The organism is Microcoleus sp. SVA1B4, from assembly GCF_036700545.1.
GTDB lineage: Bacteria > Cyanobacteriota > Cyanobacteriia > Cyanobacteriales > Microcoleaceae > Microcoleus.
Window position 1 is genome coordinate 1,727 of the sequence record NZ_JAUBPB010000023.1, and the last position, 24,067, is coordinate 25,793.

General features: G+C 47.5%; 16 protein-coding genes. 11 read left to right on the forward strand and 5 right to left on the reverse strand.

The window, feature by feature from the left end; translation table 11 throughout:
- Nucleotides 1-1,297, reverse strand: a 1,297-nt coding sequence (locus QT987_RS13020) for a DUF4114 domain-containing protein (protein ID WP_333240407.1), incomplete at its 3' end; no start/stop codon positions are given.
- A 641-nt stretch (nucleotides 1,298-1,938) separates the two neighbouring features.
- On the opposite strand from QT987_RS13020, the gene QT987_RS13025 reads away from it, so the two are divergent.
- The 4 genes from QT987_RS13025 (at nucleotide 1,939) to QT987_RS13040 (ending at nucleotide 10,165) form a co-directional block, all read left to right on the forward strand.
- Nucleotides 1,939-5,460, forward strand: a complete 3,522-nt coding sequence (locus QT987_RS13025) for a hypothetical protein (protein WP_333240410.1) — start codon at nucleotides 1,939-1,941, stop codon at nucleotides 5,458-5,460.
- Nucleotides 5,461-5,827: 367 nt separating this feature from the next.
- Nucleotides 5,828-8,701, forward strand: coding sequence for a zinc-dependent metalloprotease (locus QT987_RS13030; protein WP_333240412.1), 2,874 nt, complete (start codon nucleotides 5,828-5,830; stop codon nucleotides 8,699-8,701).
- A gap of 138 nt (nucleotides 8,702-8,839) precedes the next feature.
- On the forward strand, nucleotides 8,840-9,610 hold the full coding sequence (locus QT987_RS13035; protein ID WP_333240414.1) for a CPBP family intramembrane glutamic endopeptidase: 771 nt from the start codon (nucleotides 8,840-8,842) through the stop codon (nucleotides 9,608-9,610).
- A gap of 6 nt (nucleotides 9,611-9,616) precedes the next feature.
- A complete protein-coding gene (locus QT987_RS13040) occupies nucleotides 9,617-10,165 on the forward strand; it encodes a DUF1349 domain-containing protein (RefSeq protein WP_333240417.1) in 549 nt (182 codons plus the stop codon).
- A gap of 156 nt (nucleotides 10,166-10,321) precedes the next feature.
- Here the strand turns inward: QT987_RS13040 and QT987_RS13045 are convergent, their stop codons facing one another.
- The 3 genes from QT987_RS13045 to QT987_RS13055 all read right to left on the reverse strand — a co-directional run bounded on the left by QT987_RS13045 (nucleotide 10,322) and on the right by QT987_RS13055 (nucleotide 11,748).
- Complete coding sequence (locus QT987_RS13045) at nucleotides 10,322-10,600, reverse strand: Photosystem I reaction center subunit PsaK (RefSeq protein WP_333041853.1); 279 nt, start codon at nucleotides 10,598-10,600, stop codon at nucleotides 10,322-10,324.
- Between the two features lie 298 nt (nucleotides 10,601-10,898).
- Nucleotides 10,899-11,111: a chlorophyll a/b-binding protein gene (locus tag QT987_RS13050; RefSeq protein ID WP_333056696.1), complete on the reverse strand. Its 213-nt coding sequence runs from the start codon at nucleotides 11,109-11,111 to the stop codon at nucleotides 10,899-10,901.
- Between the two features lie 511 nt (nucleotides 11,112-11,622).
- Nucleotides 11,623-11,748, reverse strand: a complete 126-nt coding sequence (locus QT987_RS13055) for a hypothetical protein (RefSeq protein ID WP_263053573.1) — start codon at nucleotides 11,746-11,748, stop codon at nucleotides 11,623-11,625.
- A gap of 49 nt (nucleotides 11,749-11,797) precedes the next feature.
- Here QT987_RS13055 and hflX point away from each other — a divergent pair, with 49 nt between their 5' ends.
- Nucleotides 11,798-13,393, forward strand: coding sequence for a GTPase HflX (hflX, locus tag QT987_RS13060; RefSeq protein WP_333240419.1), 1,596 nt, complete (start codon nucleotides 11,798-11,800; stop codon nucleotides 13,391-13,393).
- A gap of 666 nt (nucleotides 13,394-14,059) precedes the next feature.
- Here the strand turns inward: hflX and QT987_RS13065 are convergent.
- A complete protein-coding gene (locus tag QT987_RS13065; RefSeq protein WP_333056697.1) occupies nucleotides 14,060-14,257 on the reverse strand; it encodes a hypothetical protein in 198 nt (65 codons plus the stop codon).
- A gap of 655 nt (nucleotides 14,258-14,912) precedes the next feature.
- On the opposite strand from QT987_RS13065, the gene grxC reads away from it, so the two are divergent.
- The 6 genes from grxC to QT987_RS13095 all read left to right on the forward strand — a co-directional run bounded on the left by grxC (nucleotide 14,913) and on the right by QT987_RS13095 (nucleotide 23,780).
- Nucleotides 14,913-15,176, forward strand: a complete 264-nt coding sequence (gene grxC, locus QT987_RS13070; RefSeq protein ID WP_333240421.1) for a glutaredoxin 3 — start codon at nucleotides 14,913-14,915, stop codon at nucleotides 15,174-15,176.
- Between the two features lie 67 nt (nucleotides 15,177-15,243).
- Nucleotides 15,244-16,224 (forward strand): glutathione synthase, encoded by a 981-nt coding sequence (gene gshB, locus QT987_RS13075; protein ID WP_333240424.1) that lies wholly within the window; start codon nucleotides 15,244-15,246, stop codon nucleotides 16,222-16,224.
- A 160-nt stretch (nucleotides 16,225-16,384) separates the two neighbouring features.
- On the forward strand, nucleotides 16,385-17,524 hold the full coding sequence (locus tag QT987_RS13080; RefSeq protein WP_333240426.1) for a Gfo/Idh/MocA family oxidoreductase: 1,140 nt from the start codon (nucleotides 16,385-16,387) through the stop codon (nucleotides 17,522-17,524).
- A 465-nt stretch (nucleotides 17,525-17,989) separates the two neighbouring features.
- The gene (locus QT987_RS13085; RefSeq protein ID WP_333240429.1) at nucleotides 17,990-19,804 is read left to right on the forward strand and encodes a CHAT domain-containing protein; all 1,815 of its coding nucleotides are present in this window, start codon (nucleotides 17,990-17,992) and stop codon (nucleotides 19,802-19,804) included.
- Between the two features lie 166 nt (nucleotides 19,805-19,970).
- Nucleotides 19,971-20,552: a hypothetical protein gene (locus QT987_RS13090; protein ID WP_333154909.1), complete on the forward strand. Its 582-nt coding sequence runs from the start codon at nucleotides 19,971-19,973 to the stop codon at nucleotides 20,550-20,552.
- A gap of 726 nt (nucleotides 20,553-21,278) precedes the next feature.
- A complete protein-coding gene (locus QT987_RS13095; protein WP_333240432.1) occupies nucleotides 21,279-23,780 on the forward strand; it encodes a glycosyltransferase family 2 protein in 2,502 nt (833 codons plus the stop codon).
- The last annotated feature ends 287 nt before the right edge of the window (nucleotides 23,781-24,067 follow it).

Here is a 24,067-nt window from a genome sequence, read left to right on the forward strand (position 1 = left end):
AATTGGGAATTTCCGAAACAGTCGGATTTTTCTCTTCAACTGCGGGGGAATTTTCGGTTTCTGTTTCAGCCGAATTCATCTCGGAATTAGGAATTTCCGAAACAGTCGGATTTTTGTCTTCAAATGCGGGGGAATTTTCGATTTCTGTCTCAGCCGAAGTCGTCTCGGAATTGGGAATTTCCGAAACAGTCGGATTTTTGTCTTCAACTGCGGGGGAATTTTCGATTTCTGTCTCAGCCGAATTGGTTGTAGAAGTAGTATCGGGTTTTTTGTCTTCTAACTTAGTCTCAGTTTTTGGCGCAGCATAAGCTATCAATTCTTTAGCTTTCTCTGATGTACGCCAATCGGAGTTTTTGGCAATTACATCATCCATTGAAATGACTTTAGGGGTTGCACCTTTGAGCGAAAATATGATATCATTGTAATCAGCATCGCTCCCTTCTCCTATCCCCATATCTTCCATGACAAATATACTGCCGCCATTCGCAACACTGGCTATTTGTCCACGTTGAAAAGCATCGCTGGAATTAGCTGTAGCCATTGAGAATAAGGGCTTTTTGTCGCCGCCAATCGCTGGATTATTGTATGCTTCTTGTATTGTGCCGTTGGGAACTACGATGATACCAATTTCATCTCCTGGTGTCATTGCAAAGGTTTTAATTCCTCGGTATTCCCCGATATTGAAGTTGTTTTCTCCCTCGAAAATAGAGAATTTCGCTGCTTCTGTACTGTCAGAAATGGCGATATAACCGAGTGAGGAGTTGCTTAAAGCGCGTCTGGCTGCTTCTTGGATAAATGCTTCGGAATCGGGAACAAATTCTTGCATTCCTGTGAGGCTGATAATTGCTAGTTCTCCTTGATACGAGCCTCCGTCTGATAGGTAATCGAACACAATTTTACCTGTTTCGTCTGCTTGGAAAATGCCGGAGTCGAAAGAGATGTTATTGCGAGTTGCTGGCTTGGTTGTATCGCCTGTGATTGCGTCGGTTTGAGTGGTGGATGTTTGCGGTTCTTCGGCGATGCTGTTGGTTGTTGGTGTTGAATCTTTGTTGAGGATGAAGGCGTTTATCTCTGCTTGTTGGGGAGATATTTCTGGGCTTTTATCGAGGATTTGGTTGTTTGATTGTAATAGTTCAACGCTGGGGTTTGTGGAGGATGTTTCGTTAACTGTTAGGAGAGTTTTCGGGGCAGAAGAGTAATTATTGGTAGAATTTGCTAGTTGCAAGTCTTCTGCAATGTCGGGGATGACAGAAATATTGGCAGTTATTTTTGGGGTAGATGCTTCGATTAGTGACATGATTTAAACTTCGGCTTTTTGATGATGAAAGTGACTAAAATTATGCAGAAGTTGAGGATGTTAATCTTGAAAATTTCGCAAGCAAAGCGATTCCAGACGATGCTGAAATTTTGTTTTTTTATTGAGGACGGAAGCTGCGATATCGACAGGTGAAAACTTGCCGATGCGGCTGAAAAAAAATGATGTGATGGAATAATTGGGTTGTTTTATTGCTACGAATACATTTGAGAATATCAGTAACTTTTATCGATCGCAAGCGGTGTTCGCCATCAGGAAGTAAACTTTATGAAAGCTTTAATCCACTTCCGTGTACTGAAGTGTCACGCTACGAATTGTGGGATGAGTGACAACTTTGGATTGGCGATCGCCCAACTAATTTTTCTGTTTGTTGTATAATAAGTAACTTATTTTTTTGCAAAAATAAGAAAAAACCGATCGCCAAACTATAAAGGCTTTGGAAACTAGGTTGTACAGTCCTGGACGCAGACACACTATTTTATGTAGTGTGGTGCGATTGGTAATAATTACTAACGACCAATGACTGATGACTTCGCCTAAGTGAAGCCTAATATATGCCAAAATACGGACGAAATGTGCTATCTGTAGAAGACGAAAGCAGCCTTGACGAAATTTAAAGTCCCATGTTGAATGCGAACGGGAGCATATTGGCAGACAATCGATCGGCCGCGTCGCAGTGGGCGCAAGAAGCTTTAGGGCTTCCCGAAGTTCAAGTACAAGCGCGTTTGCGGGGAAATCACCTGCACATTTTGTGCGAAGCAGCGCAGTGTCCGTCTCAAGAATTGGTGACGGCGAGATTTACCAACGCCCTCGAACACACTGATTTAACGCAACTGCTGCCCGATCGACCTAAAATTTACCAGTTGTTTCTGTGCGGCCGCAAAATCGGTTCCCGACAAAATGACTGGACAGTCCGGCTCGATTGCAGCAGTCCCAAGCAACAGCAACAGCCACAGCAACCGGAACCAAAAGTTGCCGAAGTGCCGCCGCCAGCGACTTCCCCCGACGAACCGCCAGCAAGCCCTAAAAGAGGCGGATTTTTCGGCAGATTTAAGAATGACAACCGCAAAGTCAAACAGACACCAAAACCGATAGAAACAGTCGCGCAACCGCCGCAAGTACGGGAAGAACTGGATTTTGACGCCGACAGTCTGCCCGTCGCCTCCCGCATTGAATACCCAGAAGCTTTTGAAACTTCCCCCGTGACGATCGACACTTCGGCTGCTGCGACGCGGGAAGCCGTCGGTTCCGCCGTTCCCCCGCAGCAGAAAGCCAACCGTGGCGCAGTGGCTTTGATTCAATCCCCCCAAGCTGACTCAGGCGAGGGCGATCGCGATGGAACATTAACGGTTTCGCCGGAAACGTTGGCGCGCCGGGGCTATCCAGATGCGATCGCCAGCTATCTCAGCGAAATCCTCGGCCCGATGGGAGTTTCGGTGAAAGTAAGCATTCGCGAAAAAGAACTCAAAAGCAGCCTAGAAACCCAGCCGGTGAATGGGCCGGAAAATATCAAGCCCAAAGAACGCCGGCTGCTGGTGCTGTGCGAGTCAGCTTACAGCCCCGACCCCTCATTGCTGGCCGAACCCATCGCCGGCAGGCTACGGAAACTGCAACTAGAGGATTTCCGCGAAGCCGTGATCGCCAGCCAAGTCAGCGGCGAAGCGAAACCGGACTGGCTGCTGCGGGTGGATTTGACTTCGCCCGACAAAATTCTTAAGGAATGGGCTAGGTGGGGAGACGTACAGTCGATCGCCAAACTGCTAAACCAACACTTGGCTGCATCGAGAGTCGAAGTGCGGGCTACCCTCAAAGAAGCAACCCTCCACCTGTTTTGCAGCAAAACTGCCAAAAAAGGACAAAAGCCTAAACGGCAAGAATACCCCGACAAGCAGCAAACCACCGACACGATCGCCCCTTTGTTAGCCTCCTTTGCACCCCAAGGCATCCGCGCAGCTACTATCTACGGCGTAGAACCAGCCAAGGACTCTCAGGCGGCGCCGGAGTCCCCCGTGTGGATAGACTGGGTGGACTTGCCTGCCGCCCACCACCCCGACTTGGCTGCGAACGCTAGAACGCTGGCGGTCGAGGGCGACCAATTGGCTCTGACTTTTTTATTGAACAGGTTGCTCAACCCCAATCTCAGACGCAAGCTGGAAACAGGAGGGATTCGGGCTGTCGTGCTGCAAAAAGCCAACGTGCTGCACGTCATGACAGAAGCTCTGACTTGCCCTTCTCAGTCGAAGATAGGCCCGCCGGTGGCGAAATTTTTGCGACAGTTACAAATTCCGGGAGTGGCAGGGGTGCGAGTCTACGGACGGCGCGCGGGCCAGAAGCTGCCCCTGTGGCGCTACGCAATCGACCTCAGAACCGCTGTTGACGAAGAATCAGCGACGGCACCCGCACAGGCTCCCTCCCAAGTGGCTGTGTTGGAAAAGGAACCGGTGCCGGAGTTTGCGCCGGCGGAGGATGGGAGTTTTTCGGGTTTGGGCGACAATTTGGTGTTCGATGCTCCGACGCCCAACTCCTGGCGGCCCCGCTTCAAAATCAGACTCCCCGGATACAATCTGGGCGAGCAGTTAGTTCAAGCTGCGGTGCAACCGCTTGTCGCTTCGGGTTTGTTTGTTCCCAACGATGGTTTATCCACGAATGCTGCTGCGCCGGGTGGCGTGAGAGCCGATCGCGCGGCGGGAATGGCTTTGATTTGGGCGATCGCCGGCTGTCTGCTGACTTTCAATACCGATTGGATCCTCGGTCAATTTCTGCAATCTGCGACGGTCAGTCAAGCTCCTAGTGCCTCCGAAGTTTGCAGCGGCCCAAATTGTCAACATTCAGCTCCCAAGGCTTTAGGCGACGTTACAGCCAGACTTCCGAACGAAACCGCGAACCCCGTTCCCCCTTCTGGGGAGGTGAATTTGCCTCGAATTCCGTTGCAACCGTCGCCGGAAGCGAACCAGCAAGAGGCTTTCAATGGCTCTGGGTTTACGAAACCGGGAAATACTAGCGTTCCTGTAGCTGATGTTTCTGCTCCTCCGGTGTTCCCAACTTTGAGGAGCGAGCAGCTTGACGATCAGATAGCGCGCTATCAAGAGTACATCCACCTGCACAAAAAACCGCCGGATATTTTAATTGTCGGTAGTTCGAGGGCGCTGCGGGGCATCGATCCGGCGGTTTTGGAAACAGCTTTGGCAGCTTCGGGCTATCCGGGGCTGAGGGCTTACAATTTTGGAGTTAATGGAGCTACTCTCCAAGTTGTAGATTCGATCGTCCGCCGGATTTTGCCGCCGCAACAACTGCCGAAATTGTTGGTGTTGGCTGACGGGGCGAGGGCTCTCAACAGCGGGCGGCCGGATTTGACTTTTAGTGCGATCGCTTCTTCGGAAGGTTACAGGCAATTGAGCCGGGGTAGTTTTCTGATCCCCACCAATCAATTAGAATCCGAAACATCGAAAGAAAGCGCTAACAATCCGGTGGCGACTGCGACTGAATTGGTGAACAATTTGGGACAAGCTCAAGCTAATGTTCAGCAAGTGGTGAGTCAAAAGTTGGTGGAGGGTTCTGCAACTTACAAAAAGCGCGATCGACTCAAAGGGTTTTTGCGATCGATCGTTAATCCCTCAGCCCCTGTGGCAACCGACAGCCCCCAAACCGCAGCCCTGGGTGAACAAACAAGGGAAAATAATGCCCAGCCAACTGCTGTGAGTAAACCAGTCAGCGAGTATCAACCAAATGGCTTTTTGCCGATCGATATACGCTTCAATCCCGAAACTTACTTTCAGAAGCACCCGAAAGTATCTGGTTATTACGACTCCGACTATCAAAATTTTAAATTGGTAGGCGAACAAGCTCTAGCACTCAAAAATCTGATCGAATTTACCAAGGTTCGCAACATCAATCTCGTGTTTGTAAATATGCCTCTGACTGAAGATTATTTAGACCCGGTGCGGACAGGTTACGAACAAGAATTCCGGCAATATATGCAAGAATTATCAGCTCAAAGCGGACTAATTTTCCTAGATAAGAGTTTATTGTGGCCCCAGGCGCGGGAATCTTTTTCCGACCCCAGCCACCTCAACCGTTACGGTGCTGTTGCAGTTTCTAAGCGGTTGGCTCAAGATCCCATGATTCCCTGGCCAGCGCAACAATAGTTCTAATTTTTGAGCTTTGAGTTATTTTAGATGTTAAATGCTCCTCAGATGTTGCACCATTGTCAAGAACCGGCTCTTCGGCCCGTTCCACAAAGAGTGAGTTTTCTTCTTGTGGAACAGGCCGGAAAGCCTGTTCCTAAACAAGTAATATCAGGTTCGGTTAAATAGATATAATTCCTGTAGGGGCGGGTTCACCAATAATAATTCCCTAAAATTGACAATCTCATAAACCCGCCCGGTCGGTTCTTATAAGCAATTAACCGAACTTGATATAATTGAGAATGGTGCAAGATGTGAGATGCTCCCAACATTGCGAGTGCGGCTCGACTATCTCAAAACTATTCTTTCCTGCGGCTAAATACTGAAAATGAAAAGATTGATATTTCCTGAAAATAGCAAAAATACACAGATAAAAAATCCTAGAAAAAATCTGCCTTTGATATTTTTTATATTATCTTTAGCATTTTTCTGTTTCAGTTTGTATAAAGGTTTCTTTTTACCTGTAGCTTTATCATCTGGGCCGCCCAGCAACGAACCAAGTAGCGAACAGCAAACTCTGGCACCCTTTGAAGAGGTTGTCAAAGACGCGAAAAAGTTAGAGGGATTATTTACCCTTTACCGCAATCAAGCAACTGATAAAGTATATCTGGAAATTAAACCGGAACAATTCAACAAAAAGTTCCTATGCTTTGTGACATTGGCATCGGGTTTGGGGGAAGCGGGCATTTTGAGCGGAATGCCGATCGGCGATTTCTTGTTTCAACTGCGGCGCGTCCAAAATAACGTGCAGTTTGTGATACCAAATATCAATTTTCGCACCAGTCCGGGCGACCCGCAAGCAGGTTCGGTAGCACGGGGATTTAGCGAGTCGATTCTCTATTCTTTGCCTCTCAAAAGCATTCATCCGCAAAGACAAACTCTGCTAATCGATTTAGGCGATTTGCTGATGAGCGACAAACGCGATTTACCAGGGGTAAAAGCGATTTTGCCGATGCTTTTGGGCGCTTCTTACTCGATCGATGCAGACAAGTCTTCTTTTAAAGATGTTAAAGCGTTTCCGCTGAATGTGGAGATTGCTTCTGTCTATGGTTTTTCTAGCGATAATGACAGTGAAGTTAACTATTTACCTTCGATTCCTGACAGTCGGGCTTTTAACCTCCGCATTCACTACAGTTTCTCGGAAGTGCCGCTAAATAACGGCTATCGGCCCCGACTTGCGGACGAGCGAGTGGGCTATTTCCTCACAGCATATAAGGACTTTTCTGACAAGAATAGCCGGGAGCCTTTTGTGCGCTATATCAATCGCTGGCATTTGCAAAAGCAAATCCCGACGGCGCCGATGTCGCCTCCGGTTCAGCCGATCGTCTTTTGGATTGAAAATAATGTGCCTACCGAATACCGAAACGCAATCCGCGAGGGCGTTTTGGTGTGGAACAAAGCTTTTGAAAAGGCAGGTTTTACTGAGGCAATTCAGGTCAAACAAATGCCGGACAATGCTAAATGGGACCCGGCTGATGTTCGCTACAATACTATCCGCTGGTCGAGTTCTTTTGAGCCTCAGTTTGCCGGCATCGGGCCGTCTCGCACTAACCCGCTGACGGGGGAAATTTTGGATGCTGACATTCTGTTGGATGCTAATGTTGTCCGGGAAATCAAACAGGGTTATCGGTCTTTGGTGGAACAAAATAGATCGCTATCTAAGAGTTTTCAAGGGCGAAACGGTTCTAATACCAGTCCCTGTCAGTTTGGGATGTATTCTCGCTATTTGAATGTGCTCGAAAATGGGGATTTAGGAAAAAGCAGCGGGGAAAATGATCGAGGGGGAATTGCTGAGGATTTGCCGACTTTGGTAGAACAATATCAAGAGCAAAAGCGAGCTCCTTTATCGCGGTTGATGTCGAGTTCGGATATGTGTTTTGGGTTGGAATCGAGCCGGCAGTTTGCGATGGGGGCAATGTCGATCGATTTGTTGCAAAATGCAGCGCCTAGCAGTCCGACAATTGACAATTATGTGAATGAATATATCCGATTTTTGACTGCCCACGAAGTCGGTCACACTCTCGGTTTGAGGCACAATTTTCACGGGAGTACGATGCTGCAACCGGAGGAATTGAACAATACTCAGGTAACTCGCACGCAAGGTTTGGTAGCGTCGGTGATGGATTATGTGCCAATTAATTTGGCCCCTGCCGGAACTGTGCAGGGCGACTATTATCCAACGATTGTAGGGCCTTATGACGATTGGGCGATCGAGTATGGTTACAAGGTGATTGGCGGCCGGGACCCGAACAGCGACTTACCCACGCTGCAACAAATTGCCAGCCGCGCTGCGGAACCCCAATTATCTTACGCGCCGGATGAGGATTCTTTTGATATTCTCGATCCGGCTGCAAATACCTTTGATCTCAGCGCCAATATGCTGAGGTATTCGCAATGGCAATTGGATAATGCTAGGGCGATGTGGAAGCGTTTGGAAAAGCGAATTCCGGTTGGGGAAAACGGTTATAACGAACTGCGGGTGATGTTTGATTCGGTGTTCGGGTATTATGTTCAGCAGGTGATGAATGCTACTTTGTATGTGGGGGGACAGTCGTTTAGTCGGATTCGCCCTGGAGATACTAATGCGAAGTTGCCGTTTGTGCCGATCGAACTTTCTGTGCAGCGAGAAGCATTAGCAACCCTTGAAAAGTACGTTTTTGCGCCGGATGCGTTTAGTTTTGCGCCGGAATTGCTGAATAAATTGGCGCCTTCGCGCTGGGAACACTGGGGAAGTCCGGCTTTGGTGTTTCCTCTAGATTACCCGATCGGGGATCGAATTACTTTTTTGCAGCGGTTTGTGTTGCGAGTTTTGCTATCTCCGATGCGCTTGGCGAGGCTGCGGGATGCCGAGTTAAAATCGGCGCCGGAAACTGCTTTGAGGTTGCCGGAAGTGTTGAACACTGTGCAAAAGGATATCTGGCAAGAGGTTTTGCAGCCGGAAAAGAAGATGCAAATTCCAACTTTTCGGCGTTCTTTGCAGCGGGAACATTTAGCAATTTTGATCGGAATGGTGCTGCGAAAAACGAATGTTCCAGAGGATGCGCGGAGTTTGGCTTGGTACGAGTTGCGGCAGTTGCGGGAGGGTTTGAGCAAGAGTATTCGGAATTTGGATCGGAATGCGGATGCTTATACGCGGGCTCATTTGGAGGAAACGCGCGATCGAATTTCTAAGGTTTTGAATTCGCAAATTCAGTCGAATTAACTGGGGGGTTCAGAAACCGGGTTTTTGAGGAAGATATTTCGTGGCCACCCCCAGATTCGATAAAAAACCCGGTTTCTTTGGTGGAAGTGCGTAATTCCTGACTTATTAATTGGGTGTTTCTATCTGCAATCAAAAATTATGACTACAGATACTTCAAACAAACATCACCTTCGATTGGCGTTATTTTGGGCATTACTGGGGAGTCTGGCAGCGTTGGCATTATTTCCTTATGCGCTGTCTCTGAATCCAGCAGTTAGGCAAGTGCCTACACCGTTACCTGTTATAGCTATTGCGTCCGCCCTTCAAACTGGACTTCTTTTGATTCTCCTGAATTGGATTGGACTACGCCTAGGCAACTCAATGGGACTCGATACCCCCCTCATTCGTGCGCTGGTGTATCGACAGCCTGTTCCCACTCTTTCTAAATCTGCTATCAAAACGGCACTGATAGTCGGTGGCGTTGGTGGCATCGTCTTAATTGGATTGAGTTTAGGGTTTGAACCTTGGATGCCTCCAATGGCTTCAACAACTGCGTTAAAAATTGACCTCTGGAAACGCATATTAGCTTCCTTCTACGGAGGCATCACCGAAGAACTCTTGCTGCGACTGTTCGGTATGACATTGATGGCGTGGCTACTTTGGAAGATTTTTGAGCGAGACAAACTGCAACCCTCTACATGGATTTTTTGGCTGGCAATTGTGGCGGCGGCAATATTGTTTGGTGTGGGTCATTTGCCTGCCGCTGCCAATCTCTGGGGGCTAACCCCAATCGTCATTTTCCGAACGATTGTGCTCAATGCCCTCTTAGGGATTCCCTTTGGTTTTCTTTACTGGCGTTGGGGATTAGAATACGCTATGTTATCTCATTTTTTTGCCGACTTGGTACTGCACGGAATTGGAGGAAGTTAGCAGGAGATGCAAACAATGCAATGGTACAATGAACCTTTACAATGGCATGAGGATAACGATGTTATCCACATTACCGCCGACGCAAAGACTGACTTTTGGCGGCACACTCATTACGGATTCATTCGCGATAACGGCAACTTTTACTACCGTCAAGTCTCAGGCGACTTTACAGCCGAAGTCAAAATTACTGGTTGCTATCGATCGCTCTACGATCAAGCAGGATTGATGATTCGAGAGAGCGAAAATATCTGGCTAAAGTGCGGCATTGAGTTTGTTGAGGGAGTGCAAAACGTGAGTGCGGTTGTGACACGAGACTATTCCGATTGGTCTGTTATGCCGCTGGAAGTGCCGCCTGTTTCCCTGTGGCTGCGGGTAAAGCGCCGAGCTGAAACGGTGGAAGTGCAATACTCGTTGAATGGGTCAGACTATTCAATGATGCGACTGGCATATCTAACTGAGTCACCAATCGTTCAAGTTGGGTTAATGTGTGCGGCTCCCCAAGGTGAAGGCTTTGCAGTCGAATTTGAAGGCTTTAAGCATAGTAAGCTGATCTAATAATGTGGATGGTAAAAAAACGATTTCTGCGCCACTCCATATATAAAATTAAAATTAGGGGTAAGTGCTTTTCACTTACCCCTACCATTTTTTTGGCGCTTTTTAACTTACTAAAAAATCTAGCAATAAATCACCACAAAAGCGACGCCATTTATGCTAGAAATATTTGTCGATGTTGAGGGTCAAAATCATAAATGCTCCGAGCAAATGACCTGCGCTCATGCAAGCCAGAAATGCCGGTACGCTAACATTGTTGAACAAAGACGGGAAGGGCAAAGGCATTTTTGGCCCGACGTGGGGATACCAAATTCGGCGACTGAGAACTAGCAATGCTAAGATATTGCAAACAAACATCACTATTGGTTTTTGCCAATTTCCTGATGCTGTGTCAGCCAGGGTCGATTCTACTACTGCCAGTAAATTTGAGTTAATCATCGTTGATGCTCCTATTTTTCATAAATTATCAGAAATGCTTGATGAGATTTCTTGCCAAAAATACAGCAGGGGCGATCGCCCTTACGCAATAAATATCTGTTGCTATTAATATTCACCGCGCCAGCTACAGCGCCCCCACCCGTAATCGTCGAATCACAGCAAGAAGTCTTTTAATGCCATTCAAAAGTAACGAAAGATACAAAGGGACAAAACCATACTCGCTGCCATTTGTAACTTTTAGCCTGTCTGGCAGTGGCGGCATTTACTCACGCTGCCAGACAGGAAACACACCTACTCATTACTGAGCAATGTAGGTAGGCAGAAAGTGGAGAATGTCGCGCAGAACGCTAAATCCAGCAGCATCCCAGAGCAAATAAGCTAAGAAACCGATCATCGCTAAGCGACCGTTCCAAAGTTCTGCTTGTGGGTTGAAGCCAAACAAGAAGGCATTCCGATCTTTGCCGTTGTAAGCATTAGCTGTAGGAGGCAGGTTAGTAGGACGAGTTTCCATGTTTTTACATTCCTTAACAATGTTTCGCTTCTCATGGTAGCGGCCTAATTTCTGCTTTGCTATCTGTCTCTAGGCCCAAGATACACACAAGTCTAAAGGAGGATTTGGAAACGGAAAAAAAAATGTTAAGTTTTGTTTCGCGAGATTTTTCAGCGATCGCCTGTATCTGTAGATACTAAATACAAGTGCAAGTTGAGATTGCTGCTGTGACAAGCCCGATCGCGCTGCCGCGACAAAAAACGGCGCTTTTGACTCGTCAGTAGATTTGAGATTTGAGATTTACTCTACAGATGAATCTGGAAGCTCTAAAATTTTGGCAGACTCACGACTGTTGTCGGAAAGCAAGTATCCGTTTTTGAGCTCGCTCAGACTGAATCCGCGAAATCCTAGAAGCAAGAAAATTTAGTAAATTTAAACTCAAAAGCCGAACACATAGCGCGGGAGTTAATTAAAATAGGAGATAAACAGATCGATCGGGAGAAACAGTTATCGAAACCATCTACGGCCATCTTCAAGGTTTAAAGTCCAGCCAGCTCAAGCAACTCGAAAAGCTGTACCACCAGCGACTACCGGGCGATCGCATCACCACTGCAGAATTCGCCCAGCGCGTCGCCGCCATCAGCACGGAAATAGACAAACCAATCTGCACCTACATCAACCGCCGTGGACAAGTAATTCGCGTCGGCGTGGGTTCACCGCGGCAAACCCAGATTGCACCCTTAGAATTACCCCGGTATGGGGGAGGTCGCCTCAGCGGCATTCGCTGCATCGCTACCCACCTAAAGCCAGAAACCCCAAGCGAAGCAGCCCTCACAGCAATGGCAATTCAGCGCCTGGATGCCCTGGTTTGGCTGACACTGACGGGGGGAGGATTTCAGCGTCGGGGGGGCGGTGCGACTGGTTACATCCAAGAAACTTATCTCGCTCACCTGATACCCCAGGGAGATCAGCCCAATTTTGAGTTCTCTGTTTTGAGCGCTCAGTTAGAACCAGATTCAACTGATGAAATAGAAGAGCCTTCAATTCCAAAGTCACTAATTCAAACTCCACACTTTCCCTGGAAAATATCAGAACCGCTGAATTTGGAAGAACTCGCCGACCAAGATTTTCTGGATTTGGTGGAAGGGCTCGAAGCAGAGTTTCAAGCAGAGTTTGTCGCTAAGCAGGTCGATGCAGACCAAGACAAAGTGCTGCTGGTAGGTGTAATGACTCAGCACATGACTCAGTTGGAGTTTGAGGACGGGCTCGCAGAAATCACGCGGCTGGTTGAAAGCGCCGGCGGTCAGGTTCTGCAAACAGTGCGCCAAAAACGATCGCGCCCCCATCCGCAGACAGTGGTCGGCGAAGGCAAAGTTCAGGAAATTTCCCTCACCGCTCAGACGATTAGCGCTAACCTCGTGGTATTCGATCGCGACCTGGCACCCGCACAAATACGTAACTTGGAAACTCAGATAGGTCTTCGCGTTGTCGATCGAACAGAGGTAATTCTCGACATCTTTGCCCAAAGAGCTCGATCGAGCGAGGGTAAACTACAAGTCGAACTCGCTCAGCTAGAGTATGCCCTGCCCCGGCTCAGAGGTCGCGGTCAGGCAATGTCGAGACAGGGTGGTGGCATCGGTACCAGAGGCCCAGGGGAAACCAAGCTAGAAACCGAACGGCGGACGATCGCCAAACGCATTTCTCGATTGCAGCAAGAAGTAAATCAACTGCTGGCGCACCGCTTCCGGCTGCGGCAGAACCGCCATCATCACGATGTACCCTCAGTGGCGATCGTTGGCTACACTAACGCCGGTAAATCTACTCTGCTCAACCTGCTCACAAATTCCGAAGTCTATGCCGCCGACCAGTTATTTGCCACCCTCGACCCCACAACTCGACGGTTGACCATTCCTGGCACTGTCACTAGGGAACCGCTATCGATCGTCCTCACAGATACAGTGGGCTTTATTCGCGAACTGCCTCCTGCCTTGATCGACGCTTTCCGGGCTACCCTCGAAGAAGTCACTGACGCCGATGCTTTGCTGCACCTCGTCGATCTCTCCCATCCCGCGTGGCAGAGCCAAATTCGATCGGTCATGAATATTTTGACCGATATGCCCGTAACTCCCGGCCCAGCCCTTGTAGTCTTTAACAAAATAGATGCCGTAGATGGAGAGACTCTCGCCCTCGCCCGAGAAGAATTTCCTCAAGCAGTATTTATTTCGGCCGCCAAAGGTTTGGGGATGGAAACTCTCCGCGACAGACTAGCTCAGCTCATTCAATACGCCCTCTACCCTCGGTAAATACTTAAATATTCCTTTTGAATAGTTGACATGGGGGAATATACGTACATATACTGAGGACAGATTTAGTCGAAATATGAGATGATAAAAGAGTAGTCAGATTGTGCATGGCAAAGTACAATACAGCAGCTCTATTTGGCGAGCGGTTAAATAATTAATTCCCGGAGGCCGCGGTCAAGGTAAAAAGACTCTTTGTTAATGGCTGTAAGGGCTGTTGGTTCAGAGGTAGCAAAAAGATGTTGCTTAACTGTTGCTTAACTGTTGCTTAACTGTTGGTTAACTCTGTGCAAACTACCTGTCTGTGCAAACCTCTGTGCAAACCACGGTACGGGATGTCAAGGTAAAAGAGAATAATTTTATTAAAGTGTTTGGGCACTTACCTCAAGCGCTATACTATCTTTTACAGACGTCCGCGAGAGAATACATCTTATTGATTGTAAATTGATTGTAAGATTGATTGTAAGAACTCTAAAATCCTTGCCCGTCGTACAGCGCTAATCTCTAGGACTATTTCTATTTTTCGATTTTACCACTGTTTAACTAAATAGTTATGTGTACGCCACTGGCAAAACTAGCAATTGGACTCTCTGCCACAATGGCAACAGCGTTTTACTATCTAGCTGCCGCCCCTCCGGCAGCTGCAGTAGATGTCTGCGGTCCGGGAAATTATTCTACTGCCTGTGCCCCCCCGCCGGCACCCACCCCAACGGCATCGGAGAGCCCATTGGCGACCCAGCCCCGTTTGTCCCAAATATACAGAACTACACCTTCGAGAAATGCAACTTCTATTCCGGAACCGGGTACTGCGATCGCAGTCCTACTGACAGGTGCAGGTATGATATGTTCCTGCAGAAAGCGAAACAATCAGGTTGGTCCGCAGCGCTAGGCAGGCTGATGACCAACCTGTTTGCCTTTAAAATGTCTCCGTTTTTTTTAAGCGAGGATATTTGTTTACTTAAATTTATATAAAAAATAAAAAGTTGTATAAAAAATAACTTGACACCTAGCTTGTGCGCTGCAAATAGAGCCAGATTGGGAATGAAGAAAGCGATAGCGACTTCAGTCAATCGATTTTAGATTTTAGATTTGAGATTTTAGAGGCGACCCCACGGATAAATGCTCTTTCTTGAGGATTTTCGATTTTCGATTTGGGATTGATTCCACGGATAAATCACGTGGCGGGTACCACCTTTGAAATTCCTGGTCAGGGTAAAAACAAGGAAGAAGGCAAATGCACTTCCTGGCAAGGGTTTTAGCAATGAATAACCTCCGGTGCAACAGATAAGGTTGCTATATGTTGCTATATATAATAAAAATTAAAATATAAAAATTAAAATAAGATTGGTTAAGATCAATGCTTCGCACAGTTTTTGAGAACCCACCGTATAATAAGGGTTTCAAGGCTCCTAGGCAAGTTTGCTACCAACGAAAAATCGAGGGTTTCAGCCTAGGAAGTAAAAAAAGTCCGCACTAGGGTTAAGATTAAAATTAAAAAATATTGTTATTGTTTGAGCGTCCCATGACCCCTAAAGTAGAAATTTACACTTGGAGAACCTGCCCGTTTTGCATTCGTGCCAAAGCACTGCTGAAACGAAAAGGGGTTGATTTCACAGAGTACGCGATCGACGGAGATGAAGCGGCACGGGATCAAATGAGCGATCGATCCCACGGAGGTCGCACCCTGCCCCAGATATTTATTAACGACCAACACATAGGCGGCTGCGACGACATCCACCAACTCGATACTCAAGGCCTGCTAGATCCGCTGCTAGCAGCAAAATGAGGCATTCCCTGTGGAATTTTCAATTAGCCCAAATTTTTAGGCGACCAATTCTTAATTTTAACTGACAATGAAATTTGCATTCATCATCGATCCCCTCGCGCGACTAATTCCAGGACACGATACCAGCGTAGCGCTGATGGAGGCAGCTCAAGAGTTGGGTCACGAAGTCTGGGCGACTCAAGCCAACGAATTAAGCGTCATCGGCGGCAAAACCTGGGCAATGCTCAGTCGGGTAGCCCTCACCCCAGTAAAAGTGGTAGAGGGACGCTGGGAGGCGGCTGAGGCTTGGTACCAGGTAGAACAGCCTACTTTGCAGCCTCTGGAAGCAATGGACGCTGTATTTATGCGGACAGATCCCCCAGTCAACATTCCTTACCTTTACGCTACTTACCTTCTAGATGGCATCGATCCGGCTAAAACTTTGGTAGTTAACAGTCCCAAAGGATTGCGGGCGGCGAATGAAAAGATGTATGCTTTGCAATTTGAGGGAGCGATTCCTGAGACAATTGTTTCTCAAAACAAGCAGGTAATTCGGCACTTTGTCGAGAAAAAAGGAGCAGCAGTTCTTAAACCCTTGGGCGGCAAAGCTGGCGAGGGGATTTTGTTTTTGGAAGCTGACGATCGCAATCTTAACTCCCTGGTCGAAATTAGCACTCAACAAGGGCAAATTCCAGTGATGGTTCAGACTTATCTGCCGGAAGCCAAAGAGGGAGACAAGCGGATTATATTGTTAAACGGCAAGCCGATCGGTGCTATCAACCGCATTCCCACCGGAAATGAATTTCGCGGCAACATGGCCGTCGGCGGCCGAGTCGCAAAAACCGAAATTACCGATCGCGAACTGGAAATTTGCACTCAGTTAGAACCAGTGCTGCAACGGGACGGACTGTACTTTGTCGGCATTGATATCATTGGCGGTTATCTCACAGAAGTTAATGTCACCAGCCCTACAGGGATCAGAGAAATTGACTTGTTTGAGGGCGTTAATTTGGGGAAACAAGTAATTGAATGGGTGGAGAAGGAAGAAGGAAAGCACGACACGGATTAGGACACGGATACACGGATTAATTATCGAGCGTTCCTTCTGATTTTGAAGTTATTAGTTATTAGTTAGTTGCTACCAATACCTAATACTTCGGTTACGCGGTTCATGAACGAAGTCGCAGGGCAGCACAAGTTCCCAATTCCCAATTCCCAATTATTAAATTATGTCAAAAATTGGCGTTGCAGTAGTCGGTACCGGTTTTGGTCAAAAAGTACACATTCCCGGATTCCAGGCCCATCACCGGACAGAGGTTGTGGCTGTTTATCACCGGAATTTAGACAAAGCAAAGGATCTCGCCTCTACCCACAATATCCCCTACGCTTGCGACTCGATCGCCGATATAGTAGCCATCCCAGAAGTAGCGGGAGTCAGCATTTCCACACCGCCCTTTTTGCATTTTGAAATGGCAAAAACCGTCTTGGAAGCAGGCAAGCATTTATTATTAGAAAAACCCACAGCCCTGACAGCAAATGAAGCCAGGGAACTTTACCGAGTGGCAAACAACGAATCTCAAACCGATTTTAGAAATGGTGGTTCGAGAGCAATTGCCACAATGGACTTTGAGTTTCGATTCATCCCCGCATGGCAAATGCTAGCAGAATTATTGGCAGCAGAATATGTGGGAGAAAAGCGTTTAATTAAGATTGATTGGCTGGTTTCGAGCCGCGCTGATGCGAGTCGCCCTTGGAATTGGTACGCGCAGAAAGAGCGAGGCGGCGGAGTTTTGGGCGCGACAGGTTCTCACGTTTTTGATTATATTAGCTGGCTGTTCGGCGCGCCCCAGAGGCTTTCTGGGCAATTGATTACAGGAATTTCGCGGCGGCCAGATCCGAATGATTCGGGAAAATTAAAATTAGTTGATGCAGATGATTCTTGCACGTTGATGTTGGAATTAGCCGGGGGAACTCCTTGCCAAGTTTGTTTGAGTTCTGTTACGTATCAAGGGCGGGGACACTGGGTGGAAATATACGGGAGTAAGGGTACGTTGGTGTTGGGAAGCGATAACCAGCAAGATTACGTCCACGGATTTCGCTTGTGGGGTTCCCAAGGTGGAGAACCTTTAGCTGAAATCAAAATTCCTCAAAGATTGGAGTTTCCTCAAGTTTATCCAGACGGGAGAATTGCACCCTTTATTCGAGTAGTAGATAGGTGGGTTGAAGCAATAGATGCCGGTAAATCCTTGATACCGTCCCTCAGAGAAGGGGTTTACTCGCAGTTGTTGATGGATTTGACCCAGGAGTCGAATGCTACGGGGACTTGGGTAGATTTACCGAGTATTGATAAATTTTTGGTCACTAAGTAAAAACTCCCAAAGCAATCTCTCGCACTCGATCGCACCCCAAACCCGATAAACTACAAATAGAGAAACTCAATCCCACCCTATATCCAGAGTCGGTAGTTGTCAGTAACTCAGGGCTAAAGCCACTGAGCTTGTAAGAAATTACAAGTTGTTCTGACCAGACCCCTCTCAGGAGGAGACGTTATTCAGGTCACGATACCGGAGAATGCGACGCCAGTTTTCCGCTCTGTCATCTGCAATTAAACAGTTTTAAAGTCACTGAAACAGTGTTGCAGGTCTAACAAGCCTTTATAACCAGGTCGAGGCGAACATTACCCGAAAGGGATTCGGAGACAACCATATCTCCACAGAGGGGCAACCATACCCCTCTAACCCCGAAAGGGGATTCAAGGCGGTTGAAACCGCCGAGTCGTTTTCCTCTCAGGACTAAAGTCTCTGAGCTTCCCACTTACCGAGTGTTTTTTGTGAATGGCGCGCCCTGAAAGTCCTTGCCTCAGTATAGCGATCGCTCGCCTGAGAACCTCTGGGGCAAACCATTTTGCCACTTGGGTTCTACAAGCTCCCTATCCCAGCGGGTACGTTCACCACGATTGTATGTGGCCCGATACCCTCTCCCAATCATGGAAAGCTTGGCAGGAAATGTTTTCGCCCTCCGGGACAATTCACGAATTGCCCCTAAATCCTGATGGCAGTTTGGTCTCGCCGGAAAACAACCAGAATATACTGGCAGAAACTGAACAACGAATACCGACGCCCTCTGTGCCCCTCCACCTCGGTCAAGGGGGGTGGGGCGACAAGGGGGATCAGCATCCGCCTCGGCCACCGGCAAGCTACAGCAGTCGCCTGATGCAGCATTTGGGGATTAATCTTTGGCAGTGGCTGTTTGAAGGGCCGATTCAGGGTAGTCTGCAGGAAAGTAAAGGTATCGCGATCGGGCAAAATCTACCCCTGCGAGTGCGCGTAGACTTGCGCGAACCGTATTTAATTGCTTTACCTTGGGAAATTATGCAGCCTCAAGCTGGTCAACCAGCAATTTCTCTGTCGCAGCAATTGCTTTTTAGCCGCACTACCAGCAATGTTGAACCTTTGCCACCCCTGCATCCTGCGGAGTCGCTCAACATTTTGCTAGTTTTGGGACAAGCAGAACCAGGCGGCGGTGCTAATTCTCAATTTTCCAACAGTAATAACGGTCATTTGCAGTTGGGAGAAGAAGCACTCGCCCTAGCTGGCATTCTGGAAAGTGCTTTTCAAACCGACGACAGCGGCAAATATTTTGACATCAGCGTTCCGACTCACGTCGATACTCTGATCGAACCTACTCCGGCGGAACTCATTTCTCGGCTGGAAACGCAAGCTTACAACATTCTGTTTTACGCCGGCCACGGGATACCGGGCCCCGACGGCGGTTTGCTGTTTTTGGGGCCGGAAACGGCGATTAATGGCACTGAACTGGCTCAAGTATTAGTTCGGTGCCGCGTGACTCTGGCGGTGTTTAATGCCTGCTGGGGAGCTCAGCCGGCGGTGGAGAGGTGGCACTCAACTAACGGCCAGCAACAGGCGATCGCCCGCAGCAGTTTGGCTGAGGTACTGATCCATCACGGGGTGCCTGCGGTGTTGGGGATGCGGGACTCGATCGCCGATCGTGAGGCCCTGAGTTTTATCCAAACTTTTGCCCAAGCTTTGGCCGGACGGATGTCGATCGATCGGGCAGTTGCCGTCGCCCGACAGCAGCTACTAACGCTTTACAAGTTCAATCAACCGGCTTGGACGCTGCCTGTGCTGTATATGCACCCTGAGTTTGACGGTCAGCTAACTGAGCCGGTTGATGACCTCAAAACTGAGTTGCCTTTAAATTCTTCTACTTGGCTGGGACGGTTGCCGTCTTGTGCTTATTTGCGGGGGCGCGATCGACCCAATGGCAAATCCACCGACTCGAGCAATCAGGTTTGGCCCATTCGCGCGGGTATGGTTCGAGTCGGACGCTGGGAAGAAAACGACGTAGTGATTCGAGAACAGTGGGTTTCTCAAAAACACGCCGAGATTTTCTGTCGCAACACGATCGGAGATAGCCGGGAAGAACCTAGCTACTTCCTGCGCGATTTTTCTCGCTACGGGACTCTAGTTTTGGGATCTGAGGGATGGCAGAGAGTTCACCACCAAGAATTGCTGCTACGCAGCGGGACTCAGCTAAAATTTGGCAGTTCTCAAGGTCAGATTTTTGAGTTCACTATTGAGGTTCCTAAAACTTCGGGCTACAGTGAGACTGATTGCGGAACGAATTAAGGTGCGGGTGTAGCTAATGAAGACAAGCGGCGAGTAGCACAGCAAAGTTCTAGGCGTTAAGTCTCCAGTCTGAATTTAAGAGAGTTACTCACCACTGATAGCTCGGCACTAGCTCTTGGCACAGTCCCCCCTCTGTCTTTTCCTTTTCCCACTTAGGTATTACATCATGGCTACCCAATCTACTGATTCTGAATATTTTCGAGATTCTCAAACTCAGGCCCAGATGGAACTTCTCGCCACAATTGTTCAGACTGATGTTGCTTACCCCTGGAATCCTGCACAGCTTGAATCGGAATCTTATTTAACTGCCCTAGAGCAGGAATTTGCGCTATCTGATTCATTCAGCGACAGCGATATTGCCCTGAAGTCGCAAGTTTTATTTTCGCAATTAGAACAAGTTTGGCTGACGACTGCTCTGCAAAAGTCTTTGCGCGAGAAATTTGCTCGCGTTCCTCAAGATTTTTTGGCCAGCATCGCTCAAAGCGTGCAAAACGCCACTGTTAAGTATCAATCTTTAGCTGACCAAATGGTAGAGTGCGTCTTAGATATTTTGCCTCAGTGGGCTGAGGAAGATTTGCAGGTGTTGGCACGTCCTTTGGCTTATGCCATGCGAGATGTGGATTCGGAAGGGGGAGAATTAGTGATGGCTACTAAAAGACCTTGGGCCCAATTGTCGGAAATAGAACAAGCCAGAGTTAGTTTGGCTGTCGCCCGCTATGCAATCTCGCAATTAGAAATTGCTGATTAGTTTTTGGATGGCTAAATTTTTGTGCTGCGATCGCGGTAATTTTTTTAAATTAATATAAAATTAATCTACCTTTAGTTAGATGTCAAATTCGTCTAATTGTTAAATCCTAGGGATTGCTATAGTTTGATATAGCAATCCTATTTGATTTGTAGACAAGATAATTTTTTTTGAACTATAGCAAGCGGGCCCGACGTTTAGGACTGGGATGTGGCAGCATTTTCAATCAGCTTTTTATGGGCGGCGTCGCAGAAACGGCCCACAAGAAATATTTTTTATGGTGAAACAGGCCCGAAAGCCTGTTGCTGACATTGCTGAAATCCTTGCCGAAGATTGCTTTTGACCCCTCGCCTCCAGGATACCCGCCACGTGATTCATCCGTCCAGAAATAAAAAACCTGTCTCCGATGAAACTTGCCCCCCTAATTGATCCGTGGGGTCAATGCTAAAATCTAAAATCTAAAATCTAAAATCTAAAATCTAAAATCGATTGACTTCTCTCCTCGGTAACTAAAGCCTTATTCCTTCTTGCTTCTGCTATATTTTGCCAGGTTTGGACTTGCTAAGCAGTTTGGCAACCGCAAGCAAGATGAATTATCATACAATGGTCAGAATGTTAAAAAATGTAAAGAGAGTAATTGGGGTGTGTCGGAATTTTCAACTGAATTAAAAAGTGGACAGCAGGAAACCCTTACTGTTGCAGGCACGATCGGGACTTTAAAATTATTTTATGACAACTTCAAGATTTGATTTTCAAGACTTGAAACGCCGCTTTGGGCGGATTTCGCGGGTGCAGACGGCAACGCTAGTCGTGTTGGGGGTGGTTGCTTTCGCAGGTGCGATCGCCGCAGCCTGGTTTGGCAGTGAAGGTACAGTCAGCGGTATTTTTGCCACAATTAACATTTGGCAGCAAAACCCGCCTGTGTGGCTGCAAGTGCCTGCTACGAGCAAGATGTATTTGTTACTGCCGACTTTTATGCTGGTTTCGACCGCTTTAGCTGCAATTAAAATTTCGCCTCAACCGCAGAAATGGTCGCGCGCTGTGGTAGTTGCAATAGTTCTGGCTTTAACGATTCGCTACGTTTTATGGCGATCGCTCGCTACTCTAAATTTAACCGATCCCCTCAACGGTATCTTTAGTTTGGGGCTGTTTTTCCTAGAAATGTTACTGGTTTTTAACAGCAGTATTCAATTGTATTTAATGCTGAGAATGAAAGACCGGCGTCGAGAAGCCGATCGCATGGCAGTTGCAGTTGAAGCTGGAAACTTCACCCCGCCCGTAGATATTTTTATCCCAACTTACAACGAACCGACTTTTATTTTACGGCGCAGTGTAATCGGCTGTCAAGCATTAGATTATCCCAACAAAAAAGTATATTTGCTCGACGATACCAAGCGGCATGAAATCAAGTTGCTAGCAAAAGAACTGGGATGCGAGTATATAACCAGACCCGATAATATTCACGCCAAAGCTGGAAACATCAATCATGCCACAGCCCTAACAAATGGAGAACTAATTGTAGTTTTCGATGCAGATTTTATTCCCACTAAAAACTTTTTAACTCGCACAGTTGGATTTTTTCAAAATCCCGAAATCGCCCTCGTTCAAACACCGCAAAGCTTTTACAATCACGACCCCATCTCCCGGAATTTAGGTTTAGAAAATGTGCTCGCGCCGGAAGAAGAAATCTTTTATCGGCAAATTGAAATCATCAAAGACAGCGCCGACAGCGTAGTTTGTTGCGGTACATCTTTTGTAGTGAGGCGAAGTGCTTTAGAAGCAGCCGGAGGCTTGGTCACAGATTCAATCTGCGAAGATTATTTTACCGGAATTCGGCTGTCAGCAACCGGATATCGCTTAGTTTATTTAGATGAAAAATTGAGTGCTGGTTTGGCGGCTGAAAGTATAGAGGCTCATCTAAATCAAAGGCTACGCTGGGCGCGAGGCACGCTTCAGGCATTTTTTATTGATTCCAATCCTTTAACAATTCGCGGTCTCAGATTCGTACAAAGGCTGTCTCATTTGGAAGGATTGTTGCACTGGTTTACCAGTTTAACCAAGGTTTTATATCTGTTGATACCTTTAGCTTATTCATTTTTTGGCATAATTCCTTTGCGGGCAAGTGCGCGGGAATTGCTGTACTTTTTCCTGCCTTACTATTTGGTGCAACTGACTGTGTTTTCTTGGCTGAACCGCAGATCGGGATCGGCTTTGCTTTCGGATATTTATTCGTTCGTCCAGTGTATTCCTTTAGCGGTGACGGTGGTGAGTTCCATGCTGAATCCGTTTGGAAAAGGGTTTCAGGTGACGCCAAAAGGAATGGCGAGCGATCGCTTTCGTTTTAACTGGAATTTGGGATGGCCTTTGATTGTCTTGTTCGCAGCTACAGCAGTCAGTTTGTGGCACAATTTCAACATTAATTTAGTTAAAAATGTTGGCACCGTACAGTCAATATCAGAAAGTGCAGATTTGTCAAAAAGCCTGGGTTGGGGATGGATTTGGAGCGCGTACAACCTGCTGATGCTGGGGATTGCCTTGCTGATTTTGGTGGATATTCCTAAGCCGGACATTTACGAATGGTTCAATTTACGCAGGGTTGTACAACTGAATATTGGCGGTCAAAGTTTTTGGGGTGTAACCACTGTAATTTCGGAAAGTGGCGCGGAAGTTGCTTTGACACAGTGGCCAAGTTTTGCGGTGAAAAATAAAGGCAGTAAAGAGAGTTTTACAGCAGCAGAGATTTTGCCAAAATATGCCGTTCCGACAACTTTATCCCAGGGTAAAATAAAAGCGCTCCCTCGCAGTGCGACAGTCAAAGCAAGGATATCTGTAGGGCCGTCTGTTGTTGAGTTTGGCACTGAGCGTCCTTTGGCAAAAGGTTTGATTGATTGCGATTCGGCGACTTTGGAAATTATGGAAGAGAACTGTTTTATTCCTGTGGCTAAGATTGAGTTGGTGAGCGATAAATCTCAGTTGGAGTCGAGTTTTCGGGATGAAAAAGAGTGCAGTTTTGCGGAATTTCCGACTGTGCGAATTGCGTTCGATCGCCTGAACATTAGCCAGCACCGCTGTTTGATCGAAATGCTGTATTGTCGCCCGGGCCAGTGGCAGCGACAGGAAACTCCGGGAGAATGGCGATCGTTGTGGCTGTTGTTGAGAATTGCTTTGAAACCGAGGGCTGTTTTTGAGAGGAATAGGGCAGTTAGGGCGATCGCAGTTTCGCAACTTTAGATCGAGTTTCCATCCCGCGCGGCTTGCACCAAACCTTTATCGCGCTAACAAAAAATCCCATCAAGCTGCCCCCGCCAAGGAACAATGGTAGATTTTATAGCAACCGCCAAGACGGTTAGGACTTGTTAGGAATGAGAATTAAATAACTTAGAATTTTGATGGTTCTTGTGGGATGGGCGTCCCGCCCGTCCAGAAAGGGCGGGCGGGACGCCCAACTCACAAACTTGTGTAAATTATTTAATTCGCGATCCTTAATGGCTGACACGATTGATTTTATTGCTTCTTCC

Excerpts from the sequence above, each read along its gene's own strand:
- QT987_RS13050 (WP_333056696.1), bottom strand. The coding sequence starts at position 11,111 with ATGGAAACTCGTCCTACTAACCTGCCTCCTACAGCTAATGCTTACAAC.
- QT987_RS13095 (WP_333240432.1), top strand. The coding sequence starts at position 21,279 with ATGACAACTTCAAGATTTGATTTTCAAGACTTGAAACGCCGCTTTGGG.
- QT987_RS13030 (WP_333240412.1), top strand. The coding sequence starts at position 5,828 with ATGAAAAGATTGATATTTCCTGAAAATAGCAAAAATACACAGATAAAA.
- QT987_RS13090 (WP_333154909.1), top strand. The coding sequence starts at position 19,971 with ATGGCTACCCAATCTACTGATTCTGAATATTTTCGAGATTCTCAAACT.
- QT987_RS13085 (WP_333240429.1), top strand. The coding sequence starts at position 17,990 with ATGGCGCGCCCTGAAAGTCCTTGCCTCAGTATAGCGATCGCTCGCCTG.
- QT987_RS13040 (WP_333240417.1), top strand. The coding sequence starts at position 9,617 with ATGCAAACAATGCAATGGTACAATGAACCTTTACAATGGCATGAGGAT.
- gshB (WP_333240424.1), top strand. The coding sequence starts at position 15,244 with ATGAAATTTGCATTCATCATCGATCCCCTCGCGCGACTAATTCCAGGA.
- QT987_RS13025 (WP_333240410.1), top strand. The coding sequence starts at position 1,939 with ATGTTGAATGCGAACGGGAGCATATTGGCAGACAATCGATCGGCCGCG.
- grxC (WP_333240421.1), top strand. The coding sequence starts at position 14,913 with ATGACCCCTAAAGTAGAAATTTACACTTGGAGAACCTGCCCGTTTTGC.
- QT987_RS13045 (WP_333041853.1), bottom strand. The coding sequence starts at position 10,600 with ATGATTAACTCAAATTTACTGGCAGTAGTAGAATCGACCCTGGCTGAC.
- QT987_RS13080 (WP_333240426.1), top strand. The coding sequence starts at position 16,385 with ATGTCAAAAATTGGCGTTGCAGTAGTCGGTACCGGTTTTGGTCAAAAA.
- QT987_RS13035 (WP_333240414.1), top strand. The coding sequence starts at position 8,840 with ATGACTACAGATACTTCAAACAAACATCACCTTCGATTGGCGTTATTT.